Raw genomic sequence first — 12,673 nt, 5'->3', positions numbered from 1 at the left:
CCCCTTGCGAGGCGGAACGGGGGTTATTGGCTTAACAGACCGTTTTTACGTGCCTGCTCTTCCCACTGCGGGATCACCGTTTTGATGAAGTCCTGCTTCTCGGCCTTGATTTGCTCCATGTTCAGGCCAATTGCCTGCTGGGCTTTCTCTTTGGTCGAGATATCCGGGATCTGGATTTCATGGGTGATGCCTTTGGTCGCCAGCAAACGCGCCAGTTTGGTACGCGCATCCGCCGCTTTATCCATCGCCGTGCCAAGCATCCGCAGACCTTCTTCCGGCGCGTGCATATGAATGCCGTGGGAAGCGATCGCCAGATCCCAACGCCACTGAGCATGACGGATATCGTCCTGAATCGGCTTCATTTCAGCCTCCGTCGCGCCTGCATCCAGCGCCGCTTTCGCTTCGAAGTGGGCGTGAACCAGTTGATCTTCGACCTTGATTTTCAGGTCGTTAATCGACTGTTTACGCTCCGCGACCACTTTTTGCAGCGTGGCTTTGTCCTGGGTATGGCAGTTCGCACAGGTCTGGGCAAAGTTATCAAACGGATTGCCAATTTTATGGTCGGTGTAAAGTTTGCCTTCGGCGTTCTGCACTTTCGGCATGTGACAGTCGATACAGGTCACGTTATTTTTGCCGTGAATGCCCGCACTCCAGGTTTCATATTCCGGGTGCTGCGCTTTCAGCATTGGCGTTTTGGACAGGGAGTTAGTCCAGTCAGAGAAGGCAATTTTGTCGTAATACTGCTCCATGTTTTCGACTTTCATGCCGTTATCCCACGGGAATTTAACGGCCTTATCTTTACCGTCAAAGTAATACTCCACGTGGCATTGACCGCAGACCATTGACTGCTGGTCGAAGCGTCCGCCTTTCTCAAAAGGTTTACCAATCGCTTCCATCGCACGAGCCGCATACGGACGTGAAAGGGTTAACTCCGGTTTGCCTTTGGCGAACTCTGGCGAAGCAGTGTTATGGCAGTCAGCACAACCCAAGTTGTTGACGATTTCCGGGCCGCCGCGCGCCCATTTACCGTGGAAGTAGCCATCTTCGCCGTCTTTCTGGATCAGACGCGCCACATCCGGGCTTTTACAACTCCAGCAGGCCATTGGCATCGTGCCATCTTCGGCATTTTTCGGCGCACCGGTACGCAAAGTTTCACGCACATCGGTCACAGCAAAGGCATGTCCGCGCGGCTTGTTGTAATCGCGTGAGAAGGGATATCCCGCCCACAGGATCACCAGACGTGGATCTTCCGCCAGTGCGTCAACACGCTCTGATTGTTCCGAGGTGGCTTTCCAGGAGAGATATTGATCGGGGTGCTGCGGGGCAAAGGTTTCATTCTTCGCTTCCACAGTTACAGGTTTCGCGGGAGCGGCCGTTTGTTCAGCGTGAACAGAAGTGAAAAAGAAAAAAGGAATCAATAAGCTGAAGATACGGCGTGCGTTTATTTTTATCCTTGTCATAGGGGCTTCATCCAAATTTTGCCATTGAGGAAATGGCAGTTTTTATTGTTTTTTCATAACAGTAACCGCACATACACTGTTATGACATTGCTCGCCCCTATGTGTAACAAATAACCACACTCAGAATGTTGTCTTTAATCAATTGTAAGTGCATGTAAAATACCACTTTAGAGTTAGCCAGTATCTTCCTCGTTTTCAACAGCATGCATAACTGCATGTTCCTCAAAGAATTAATCAACTTTTGTTGGTGACCTTCAAAAATTACCCTGCCGTTTATTTGCACAATTCTACTTTTGCGTGATCTGTCGCCCAAATACTAAACAAAACTGCCAATACCCCTACATTTAACGCTTATGACACATATTATTAACATTCTACAAGGAGAACAAAAGCATGAGTCAAATTCACAAGCACACCATTCCTGCCAACATCGCAGACCATTGCCTGATAAACCCTCAGCAGTACGAGGCGATGTATCAACAATCTATTAACGCACCAGATACCTTCTGGGGCGAACAGGGAAAAATTCTCGACTGGATCAAACCCTACCAGAAGGTGAAAAACACCTCCTTTGCCCCCGGTAATGTGTCAATTAAATGGTACGAGGACGGCACGCTGAATCTGGCGGCAAACTGCCTCGACCGCCATCTACAAGAAAACGGCGATCGTACCGCCATCATCTGGGAAGGCGATGACGCCAGCCAGAGCAAACATATCAGCTATAAAGAGCTGCACCGCGACGTCTGCCGCTTCGCCAATACCCTGCTCGAGCTGGGCATTAAAAAAGGTGATGTGGTGGCGATTTATATGCCAATGGTGCCAGAAGCCGCAGTCGCGATGCTGGCCTGCGCCCGCATTGGTGCGGTGCATTCGGTGATATTCGGCGGCTTCTCGCCGGAAGCCGTTGCCGGACGCATTATTGATTCTAACTCACGGTTGGTGATCACTTCCGACGAAGGTGTACGCGCCGGGCGCAGCATTCCGCTGAAGAAAAACGTCGATGACGCGCTGAAAAATCCGAACGTCACCAGCATTGAACATGTGGTTGTACTGAAGCGTACTGGCGGGAAAATTGACTGGCAGGAAGGGCGCGACCTGTGGTGGCACGACCTGGTTGAGCAAGCCAGCGATCAGCACCAGCCGGAAGAAGTAAACGCCGAAGATCCGTTGTTTATTCTCTACACCTCCGGTTCTACCGGTAAGCCGAAAGGCGTGCTGCACACTACCGGCGGTTATCTGGTGTACGCGGCGCTGACCTTTAAATATGTCTTTGATTATCATCCGGGCGATATCTACTGGTGTACCGCCGATGTGGGCTGGGTTACCGGACACAGTTACTTGCTGTACGGCCCGCTGGCCTGCGGCGCGACCACGCTGATGTTTGAAGGTGTACCGAACTGGCCGACGCCTGCCCGTATGGCGCAGGTGGTAGATAAGCATCAGGTCAATATTCTCTATACCGCGCCAACAGCCATTCGCGCGCTGATGGCGGAAGGCGATAAAGCGATTGAAGGCACCGACCGTTCGTCGCTGCGTATTCTCGGCTCCGTGGGCGAGCCAATCAACCCGGAAGCGTGGGAGTGGTACTGGAAGAAGATCGGCAACGAGAAATGCCCGGTGGTCGACACCTGGTGGCAGACCGAAACTGGCGGTTTCATGATCACGCCACTGCCAGGCGCTACCGAGCTGAAAGCCGGTTCGGCAACGCGTCCGTTCTTCGGCGTGCAACCGGCGCTGGTCGATAACGAAGGTAACCCGCTGGAAGGCGCTACCGAAGGCAGCCTGGTGATCACCGACTCCTGGCCGGGTCAGGCGCGCACGCTGTTTGGCGATCACGAGCGTTTTGAGCAGACCTACTTCTCCACCTTCAAAAATATGTATTTCAGCGGCGACGGCGCGCGTCGTGATGAAGATGGCTATTACTGGATCACCGGGCGCGTGGACGACGTGCTGAACGTCTCTGGTCACCGTCTGGGAACGGCAGAGATTGAGTCGGCGCTGGTGGCGCATCCGAAGATAGCCGAAGCCGCTGTCGTCGGTATTCCGCACAATATTAAAGGTCAGGCGATTTACGCCTACGTCACGCTTAATCACGGGGAGGAACCGTCACCAGAACTGTACGCAGAAGTCCGCAACTGGGTGCGTAAAGAGATTGGCCCGCTGGCAACGCCAGACGTGCTGCACTGGACCGACTCCCTGCCTAAAACCCGCTCCGGCAAAATTATGCGCCGTATTCTGCGCAAAATTGCGGCGGGCGATACCAGCAACCTTGGCGATACCTCGACGCTTGCCGATCCAGGCGTGGTCGAGAAGCTGCTTGAAGAGAAGCAGGCTATCGCAATGCCATCGTAACCCACAATTGCCGGATGCGGCGTAAACGCCTTATCCGGCCTACATTTGGCAACGGCTGTAGGCCTGATAAGACGCAACAGCGGCGCATCAGGCGATGGGTTACCTGAGCGTTAACCTTCTCCCATAAGGGAGCGGGAATTAAAACAATCCCTACATTACCTCTGGAGAATCTGTGATGAATGGCACTATTTATCAGCGGATAGAAGACAATGCGCATTTCAGGGAGTTAGTCGAAAAACGGCAACGGTTTGCCACCATCCTGTCGATTATTATGCTGGCAGTTTATATCGGCTTTATTTTACTGATCGCCTTCGCGCCCGGCTGGCTGGGCACTCCGCTGAACCCGAACACCAGCGTCACACGCGGGATTCCAGTCGGTGTTGGAGTGATTGTGATCTCCTTTGTTCTCACTGGTATCTACATCTGGCGGGCGAACGGCGAATTTGACCGTCTTAATAATGAAGTCCTGCATGAGGTACAAGCATCATGAAAAGAGTTCTGACGGCGCTTGCCGCCACACTCCCTTTCGCAGCTAACGCGGCGGATGCTATTAGCGGGGCCGTAGAGCGCCAGCCAACGAACTGGCAGGCGATTATTATGTTCCTGATTTTCGTCGTGTTTACGCTCGGTATTACCTACTGGGCGTCAAAACGCGTACGTTCTCGTAATGACTACTACACCGCAGGCGGCAATATCACCGGTTTCCAGAACGGGCTGGCGATTGCGGGTGACTATATGTCTGCCGCCTCATTTTTGGGGATATCCGCGCTGGTGTTTACTTCCGGCTATGACGGCTTAATTTACTCGCTGGGCTTCCTGGTGGGCTGGCCGATCATTCTGTTCCTGATTGCCGAACGTCTGCGTAATCTCGGTCGCTATACCTTTGCCGATGTGGCCTCGTACCGTCTGAAGCAGGGACCAATTCGTATTCTTTCGGCCTGTGGTTCTCTGGTGGTCGTGGCACTTTACCTTATCGCCCAGATGGTAGGCGCAGGTAAACTGATCGAACTGCTGTTTGGCCTTAACTATCACATTGCGGTGGTTCTGGTCGGCGTACTGATGATGATGTACGTCCTGTTCGGCGGAATGCTGGCGACCACCTGGGTACAGATTATCAAAGCCGTACTGTTGCTGTTCGGTGCCAGCTTTATGGCCTTTATGGTGATGAAACACGTCGGCTTTAGCTTCAACAATCTGTTCAGCGAAGCGATGGCGGTACACCCGAAAGGTGTCGACATCATGAAGCCGGGCGGGCTGGTGAAAGATCCGATCTCCGCGCTCTCTCTGGGTCTGGGACTGATGTTTGGTACGGCTGGCTTGCCGCATATTCTGATGCGTTTCTTTACGGTCAGCGATGCCCGTGAAGCGCGTAAGAGCGTGTTCTACGCCACCGGATTTATGGGTTACTTCTATATCCTGACCTTTATTATCGGTTTTGGCGCGATCATGCTGGTCGGTGCGAATCCGGCCTATAAAGACGCGGCAGGGGCGCTGATTGGCGGTAACAACATGGCGGCGGTTCACCTGGCCAATGCGGTAGGCGGTAACCTGTTCCTCGGCTTTATTTCAGCGGTTGCTTTCGCCACCATCCTCGCGGTGGTTGCGGGTCTGACGCTGGCAGGTGCATCGGCGGTTTCGCATGACCTGTACGCCAACGTCTTCAAAAAAGGCGCGACCGAACGTGAAGAGCTGCGGGTATCGAAAATCACCGTGCTAATTTTGGGCGTGATTGCCATTATCCTCGGCGTCCTGTTTGAGAATCAGAACATCGCCTTCATGGTGGGTCTGGCGTTTGCCATCGCGGCGAGCTGTAACTTCCCAATCATTCTGCTTTCTATGTACTGGTCGAAACTGACCACGCGTGGTGCGATGCTGGGCGGCTGGTTAGGATTGATTACTGCGGTGGTACTGATGATCCTCGGCCCGACTATTTGGGTACAGATCCTCGGTCACGAAAAAGCCATCTTCCCGTATGAATACCCGGCGCTGTTCTCGATCACCGTGGCATTCCTCGGCATCTGGTTCTTCTCGGCAACCGATAACTCAGCGGAAGGGGCGCGTGAGCGTGAACTGTTCCGTGCGCAATTTATCCGTTCCCAGACCGGCTTTGGCGTTGAGCAAGGCCGCGCGCATTAATCTCTACCCTTCCCCGGTCGCCTGATCGGGGAATTCCTTCAGAACATCATCCAGGCCACCAGCGGCGACACCAGTACCATCAATACGCCAGAAAGCATCATGACCAGACTGGCAACCACTCCCTCTTGTTGACCCAGTTCATACGATCGCGCAGTCCCGGCGCCATGAGACGCCGCGCCAAATCCAGCACCTTTCGCCATCCCTTCGCGAATAGATAGACGTAAAAACAGCACGTCGCCAATCGCCATACCAAACACGCCGGTGACCACCACAAACAGCGCCACCAGATCGGGCTGTCCGCCGAGCGACTGGCTCGCTGCCAGAGCAAATGGCGTAGTGACCGAACGCACCGCCAGGCTCCGCTGGATCTCATCCGGCAGGGTAAATAATCGCGCCAGCCACACCGAGCTGGTCACTGCCACCACCGTTGCCGTCAGTACGCCCGCCGTCAGCGACATCCAGTGACGTTTAATGATCGCCCGATTGTCATATACCGGCACCGCAAAGGCGATGGTTGCCGGGCCTAATAGCCATAGTAGCCAGTGCGCTTCGCCAATATAGTTTTGCCAGGAAATATTGCCAAAAACCAGCAGCATAACCAGTAGCGCAGGCGTCAGCACCAGAGGCATCAACGGCAGTTTACGAAAGCGGCGATAAAGGCGTTTGTTAAGAAAATAGATAACCAGCGTAATCGCCAGGCAGAGCATACTTAGCTGAAAATTAGTCACGGTTTAACCTGCGCATTTCATAGCGATAGACTTTTTCCACTACCCAGGCGGTCGTGCCCAGAACCATCACCGTGCTCAACGCGATCACCGCAAAAATACGCCAGCCATCCACCAGTAATAGTTGTGCATAGTTCACCACCGCCACCACGGCAGGGACAAAAAACAGCAGCATTTCGGCCAGTAACCAGCGCGCCCCGGCACGTACCCATTGCAGAGGAATAATGCGGCAAACAATTAGCGCCAGCATCAGGATCATCCCCACCAGATTGGCGGGTAGCGGCAAATGCAGCCAGGAGACGAGATATTGCGCAAAAATAAATAAACCTGCATACAGCACAACCTGCACAAATACCTGCATAGATTGCACAACGGCAGGGGTAATGCGGCGAAGCGCCACGGACATGAGGGGATATCCTGAAAATAAAACAGAACGCTAAGTATAGAGAGCCCCATGCCGCTACTGAAATGAATTAAAATCATTGCAGGTATAGTCAAAGGGAATAGTTATGGATATCAGAACGCTGCGTTATTTTGTCGAAGTCGTGCGCCAGCAGAGCTTCACCCGCGCAGCGGAGAAGCTGTTTGTGACCCAGCCCACCATCAGCAAAATGCTGAAGAATCTCGAAGACGAGCTGAACTGTATATTGTTGATCCGCGATGGTCGTCGGCTGCTTCTCACTGATACTGGTCGCGTCGTGTTTGAGCGTGCACTGGCAATTCTTGCTGAGTTTCGGCAACTAGAGGCCGAGCTGGATGATATAAACCAACTCAATAAAGGCATATTGCGGCTGGGAATTCCGCCAATGGTTGGCATGTTAATGGCTGGACCTGTGGGGCTGTTCCGCCAGCGTTACCCCGGCGTGGAACTGAAGATTTCGGAGTTTGGTGGTCTGACGGTACAACAAGCGGTAATGAACGGCGAACTGGATATGGCACTGACCGCCCTGCCAGTAGAAGAAAGTGGCCTGACAACGTTATCGCTGTTTAGTCATCCGCTTTGTGTGCTGGCGCCGCGTTCAGGTAAATGGCTTGAGCGTGATGCCGTCTCACCAGAGACACTGGCGGAACATCCTCTACTTATCTATAACGAAGATTTTGCCTTAAGTAAGCAATTAATGGCGTTATTCGATGAACATGGCGTTAAGCCGAGGATTGCGGTTCGCAGCGGGCAATGGGATTTTCTCGCCGCGATGGTTCAGGCCGGTGTCGGAATAGCCATTTTGCCGGAACCCATTTGCCAGCGATTAGATAAAAACACCTTAAAATGGCTGCCGCTGGAAAGCGAACTACGCTGGAAATTAGGCATGATTTGGCGTGAGGGCGTTTACCTTTCCCACTGTGCCCAGGCGTGGCTGACCTGTTGTGAAGGATACTGGTTAACCCCAGAGTAAGGCAGGTTGGCGGACTCACCCGCCAACCATGCAGATTATTGATTTTCCTCAATCAACAACGCTTCCAGCAAATCGAGATCGTGCAGTAATTTTTGCAGCGTTTCGTTGCTGATCTCCCGCGTGGCGCGCAGGTGGTAGAGTTCAGCGCGTTCAGAACGCAGCGCCGCCAGACGGAAGCGACGCTCCAGGTTCTCTTCCTGAACTGAACTTTCGACGTCGTTGCGACCATCGGCGCGACGGCGCAGATTACCAATGACGCGAGAGCTGACTTCAGTGAGCAACTGGTTGTCGATATTCTCTTCGGTGTCCGCCGCCAGACGCTCCTCCATTTTCTGGATCGCCACAATCGCCACTTCAGCGGTTGCCGTACGCGCGATTCGCTCCTCTTTCAACTGTTGAGAGTGGTCCGCGACTTCAATGTGTTGCAGCAGAACAGGCAGCATCACTACGCCGACAAACAGCGAAAAGAGAATGACGCCAGCCGCCAGGAACACCAGCTCATAACGCGCCGGGAAGACATTTCCATCCGGCAACAGCAGAGGGATAGAGAGCACACCAGCAAGAGTGATTGCCCCGCGCACCCCAGCGAAAGACGCGATCAGAATTTCTCGTGTAGTCCACGAACCAAACTCCATCGGCTTCTTCTTCAGGAAACGGTTGCTGAACTTTTTCATCGTCCACAGCCAGCCAAAACGTACCAGCATCAGCGCCGCATAAATCAAGATGATGTCGGTAAACAGCATCCAGATTTCGACGTTAGGGTCAATTTCCGCCGCAACCAGCGACGTTTCCAGAATCCCTGGCAGTTGCAGGCCCAGCAGCAAGAACACCATGCCGTTAAAGACAAATTCCAGCATCGCCCAGGTGCTGTTCGCGCGCAATCGCATCGCCAGCGGCGCACGGCGCATCACGCCGGAACGGGTGATGGTCATCCCGGCGGCAACTGCTGCGAGGATGCCGGAAACGCCAATATGTTCGGCAATCAGATAAGAGGCAAACGGCAGCAGGAACAGCAATACGATCTGCGTCGCGGGTTCATCGCCGCCCCAGCGACTGAGGAAACGCAACGAGCGACCATACAGCCAGCTCACCACGAAGCCCGCCAGAATGCCGCCAATGGCCACTTTCATAAATTCGACCGTCGCACCGCCGACGGTGAAGATCATAGTCCCCATCGCCACTGCTACGGCAAACTTCAGCGACACCAGGCCGGAGGCGTCATTCATCAACGCTTCGCCCTGCAAAATGCCCATGATTTTTTTCGGAATGCGCCCTTCGCCAACAATCCCGGAGAGCGCCACGGCATCGGTCGGAGAGAGCACCGCCGCCAGCGCAAAGGCGGGTATCAGCGGGATACCCGGCACCACCCAGTAAATAAGGAAGCCAATGCCGACCACGGTGACCACCACCAGCGCCAGCGCGAGGCCGAATATTTCCCGACCATGTTCGAGAAATTCGCGGGTTGGTGTTTTCCAGCCATCAGCAAACAGCAACGGCGGGATAAACAAGACTAAAAAGAGTTCAGGATCAAACTCCACATGCAAACCAAACGTCGGCCACGCCAGTAGCGCACCGATGGCAATTTGCATAAGCGGAAGCGGGATCTGAAAGGGCATGACACGAGTGACCACCCCGGACAGCGAGACCACGAGGGTCATTATCAGTATGGTGAAGAAGATTTCCATGCGTTCCCTGTTTGCAATGTTTTTTATGATTTGAGAAAGGCGTTATGCCCGGACTCTCAGTTTTTCAGAATATCGCAAAAGCTCACACAATGTACGGAGAAAAATAAAAACGGGCAGCTATTGCCACCCGTTTTCAGAATCTTATTAAGCTTAGATGGCCCAGCCTCCGGCATAGAAGGTGACCAGCGCCACGGCGATAACGACCGTACCGATGTTCAGCTTACGCCATTCGCCAGAAACCAGACGACCAATCACCAGGGTCGCGAAGCCGATCATGATGCCAGTTACGATATTACAGGTCAGCACGATGAATACTGCCGTTACCAGACCCGCCATTGCATCGACGAAATCAGCAAAGTCGATTTTCGCCACGTTGCTCAACATCAACAGGCCAACGTACATCAGCGCCGGAGCTGTTGCGTAACCCGGAACGAGGTAAGAGAGCGGAGAGAGGAACAGAATCAGCAGGAACAGCACGCCAACCGTGATTGCCGTCAGACCGGTTTTACCGCCCGCCGCTGTACCCGCCGCAGACTCAATGTATACCGCAGCCGGAGCCGCACCGACCAGGCCAGAGAAAACACTGCTCAGGGAGTCGGTGGTCAGAGCTTTGCCGCCGTCGATAATCTGCCCGTCTTTATCCAGCAGGTTCGCCTGACCGGCTACCGCACGGATGGTTCCGGTGGCATCGAAAACAGCAGTCATCACCAACGCCAGTACGCTCGGCAGTACCACAGGGTTCAGCGCCCCCATAATATCCAGGCTACCAATTAGCGAATTACCGTTCTCATCGCTCAATGAAGGCATGGCGAAAACGCCAGAGAAGTGGACGTTAGGATCAAAAAGCAGACCCACAATCGAGATGCCGATAATGGTTAACAGGATACCGCCTGGTACTTTCAGTTTTTCCAGGCCGATAATCACCGCCAGACCTACCAGCGACATAATCACCGGGAAGGTCGCGAAATCACCCAGCGCCACTGGCAGACCATCGAGCGGGTTTTTAATCACCAGACCGACGCCATTGGCAGCAATCAGCAGCAAGAACAGGCCGATGCCAATCCCCGTGCCGTGCGCCACGCCGTGCGGTAAGTTGCGCAAAATCCAGCTACGGATACCCGTGGCAGATATTACCGTAAACAGCACACCCATCAGGAACACGGCACCCAGCGCGACAGGTACGCTAATATGTTGCCCCAGCACCAGGCTGAATGCGGTAAACGCCGTCAGAGAGATGGCGCAGCCGATAGCCAACGGCAGATTGGCCCATAACCCCATCGCGATAGAGCCAATCCCGGCAACCAGACAAGTCGCAACAAAAACTGCCGCTGGCGGGAAGCCCGCTTTACCCAACATACCTGGAACGACGATAACCGAGTAAACCATCGCCAGAAACGTTGTTAACCCGGCAACCACTTCCTGACGGACAGTGCTTCCACGTTGTGAAATTTTAAACCAGGCGTCGAGTGAACCGCCGGTACGCGCTGATGGCGTAGACATAAGAAAACATCCCCTGAGAGTTTATTTTTCGTCAAGATGCGTGGCGGACAATCCCCTGCCAGCGAAACGTTATCTTCCTGCTTCAGGTTTGCGACAATCTGGGGCGTCGCAAAAAAGCAAACGTTTAGCTCCGCGCATACAAAACGGGTGGTAAAAAAAAGCAAACGATTATCCGGCGATCATAGCGGCTTTTTCAACCGAAGTTTGCTGCTTTTTTCCCTTTTCTTGTGTTGACGATGAAAAACCAGGCAATTGATGCGCAAACGTTATCGTTGATGCGCAAAATTACGGCATTTGTAGGCAACTTGTGGCGAAGGTTCGCGGTAAAAAATCACGCAAGATGACAAAAATATTGCGGCTAAAAAGGATCGCTTTGCACTGGCGAAGAAACAGCGGTGACATACAATTAAAGTATCAACACTAACCGGAACCTCCACCACGTGCTCGAATGAGGTGTGTTGACGTCGGGGGAAACCCTCCCGTGTACCAGCGGGATAGAGTGAAAGACAAAGACCGGAAAACAAACTAAAGCGCCCTTGTGGCGCTTTAGTTTTGTTCATCTTCCAGCAAGCGTGCGCCGGTGCCTTCTTCCCCTAAGCGGTCGCCAGGGTTACGCAACGGGCAGTCGCTACGCGAAAGGCAGCCGCAGCCAATACAACCGTCCAGTTCATCACGCAGCGCGACTAAGGTATGAATGCGCCGATCCAATTCTTCTCGCCATTGCGAAGATAGCTGTTTCCACTCTTTCGCACTTAACGTATGCCCTTCGGGCAACACACCAAACGCTTCACCAATGGTCGCCAGCGGAATGCCAATGCGTTGAGCAATTTTGATAATTGCGACATATCGCAACACATCACGCTTATATCGCCGCTGATTACCGCTATTGCGGATACTGGTAATCAATCCTTTGCTTTCATAGAAGTGCAGCGCCGATACCGCCACGCCGCTACGTTTCGCCACTTCGCCTGGAGTAAGCAAGGCTTTAATGCGGGGTAATTTCTTTTCCATAAATCGCTTTACCTCAAGTTAACTTGAGGAATTATACTCCCCAACAGATGAATTAACGAACTGAACACTGAAAAGAGGCAGATTTATGTCCCATCAGAAAATTATTCAGGATCTTATCGCATGGATTGACGAGCATATCGACCAGCCGCTGAACATTGATGTGGTGGCGAAAAAATCAGGTTATTCAAAGTGGTATTTACAGCGGATGTTCCGCACAGTGACGCATCAGACGCTTGGCGATTACATTCGTCAACGCCGCCTGCTACTGGCTGCCGTTGAACTGCGCACCACCGAGCGCCCTATTTTTGATATCGCGATGGATCTGGGTTACGTCTCACAGCAGACCTTTTCCCGCGTTTTCCGTCGGCAATTTGATCGCACTCCCAGCGATTACCGCCACCGGCTCTAGG

11 protein-coding genes are annotated in these 12,673 nt (G+C 53.3%); 5 read left to right on the top strand and 6 right to left on the bottom strand.

Translation table 11 applies throughout. From position 1 onward, the window contains the following. Nucleotides 1-23 precede the first annotated feature (23 nt). Nucleotides 24-1,460 (bottom strand): ammonia-forming nitrite reductase cytochrome c552 subunit, encoded by a 1,437-nt coding sequence (gene nrfA, locus BEG40_RS14410; protein WP_000196877.1) that lies wholly within the window; start codon nt 1,458-1,460, stop codon nt 24-26. A gap of 393 nt (nt 1,461-1,853) precedes the next feature. Between nrfA and acs the strand changes: the two genes are divergently transcribed. The 3 genes from acs to actP all read left to right on the top strand — a co-directional run bounded on the left by acs (nt 1,854) and on the right by actP (nt 5,948). Then, on the top strand, nt 1,854-3,812 hold the full coding sequence (gene acs, locus BEG40_RS14395; protein ID WP_105285618.1) for an acetate--CoA ligase: 1,959 nt from the start codon (nt 1,854-1,856) through the stop codon (nt 3,810-3,812). A 175-nt stretch (nt 3,813-3,987) separates the two neighbouring features. Continuing rightward, nucleotides 3,988-4,302, top strand: coding sequence for a DUF485 domain-containing protein (locus tag BEG40_RS14390; RefSeq protein WP_001296646.1), 315 nt, complete (start codon nt 3,988-3,990; stop codon nt 4,300-4,302). After that, nucleotides 4,299-5,948 (top strand): cation/acetate symporter ActP, encoded by a 1,650-nt coding sequence (gene actP, locus BEG40_RS14385; RefSeq protein ID WP_000832546.1) that lies wholly within the window; start codon nt 4,299-4,301, stop codon nt 5,946-5,948. The genes BEG40_RS14390 and actP overlap by 4 nt, the downstream gene beginning before the upstream one ends. Before the next feature lie 38 nt (nt 5,949-5,986). Here the strand turns inward: actP and BEG40_RS14380 are convergent, their stop codons facing one another. Continuing rightward, nucleotides 5,987-6,676, bottom strand: coding sequence for an LrgB family protein (locus BEG40_RS14380; RefSeq protein ID WP_000181101.1), 690 nt, complete (start codon nt 6,674-6,676; stop codon nt 5,987-5,989). After that, nucleotides 6,669-7,079, bottom strand: a complete 411-nt coding sequence (locus BEG40_RS14375; protein ID WP_000109438.1) for a CidA/LrgA family protein — start codon at nt 7,077-7,079, stop codon at nt 6,669-6,671. Before BEG40_RS14375 ends, BEG40_RS14380 begins: the two co-directional genes overlap by 8 nt. A 103-nt stretch (nt 7,080-7,182) precedes the next feature. On the opposite strand from BEG40_RS14375, the gene BEG40_RS14370 reads away from it, so the two are divergent. Further along, the gene (locus BEG40_RS14370; protein WP_000354951.1) at nt 7,183-8,067 is read left to right on the top strand and encodes a LysR family transcriptional regulator; all 885 of its coding nucleotides are present in this window, start codon (nt 7,183-7,185) and stop codon (nt 8,065-8,067) included. Between the two features lie 35 nt (nt 8,068-8,102). Here BEG40_RS14370 and BEG40_RS14365 read toward each other — a convergent pair whose 3' ends face one another. From BEG40_RS14365 to soxR, 3 genes are all read right to left on the bottom strand, one after another. Next, a complete protein-coding gene (locus BEG40_RS14365) occupies nt 8,103-9,752 on the bottom strand; it encodes a Na+/H+ antiporter (RefSeq protein WP_105285617.1) in 1,650 nt (549 codons plus the stop codon). Between the two features lie 150 nt (nt 9,753-9,902). Then, on the bottom strand, nt 9,903-11,252 hold the full coding sequence (gene ghxP / locus BEG40_RS14360; RefSeq protein WP_000106865.1) for a guanine/hypoxanthine transporter GhxP: 1,350 nt from the start codon (nt 11,250-11,252) through the stop codon (nt 9,903-9,905). Nucleotides 11,253-11,798: 546 nt separating this feature from the next. Next, nucleotides 11,799-12,263, bottom strand: a complete 465-nt coding sequence (gene soxR / locus BEG40_RS14340) for a redox-sensitive transcriptional activator SoxR (protein WP_000412428.1) — start codon at nt 12,261-12,263, stop codon at nt 11,799-11,801. Nucleotides 12,264-12,348: 85 nt separating this feature from the next. On the opposite strand from soxR, the gene soxS reads away from it, so the two are divergent. Continuing rightward, the gene (soxS, locus tag BEG40_RS14335; protein WP_000019358.1) at nt 12,349-12,672 is read left to right on the top strand and encodes a superoxide response transcriptional regulator SoxS; all 324 of its coding nucleotides are present in this window, start codon (nt 12,349-12,351) and stop codon (nt 12,670-12,672) included. Nucleotide 12,673 lies beyond the last annotated feature (1 nt).

The sequence above is a fragment of the Escherichia sp. MOD1-EC5495 genome, assembly GCF_002965965.1.
Classification (GTDB): domain Bacteria; phylum Pseudomonadota; class Gammaproteobacteria; order Enterobacterales; family Enterobacteriaceae; genus Escherichia; species Escherichia ruysiae.
This window is presented reverse-complemented; position numbering and strand designations above follow the sequence as displayed.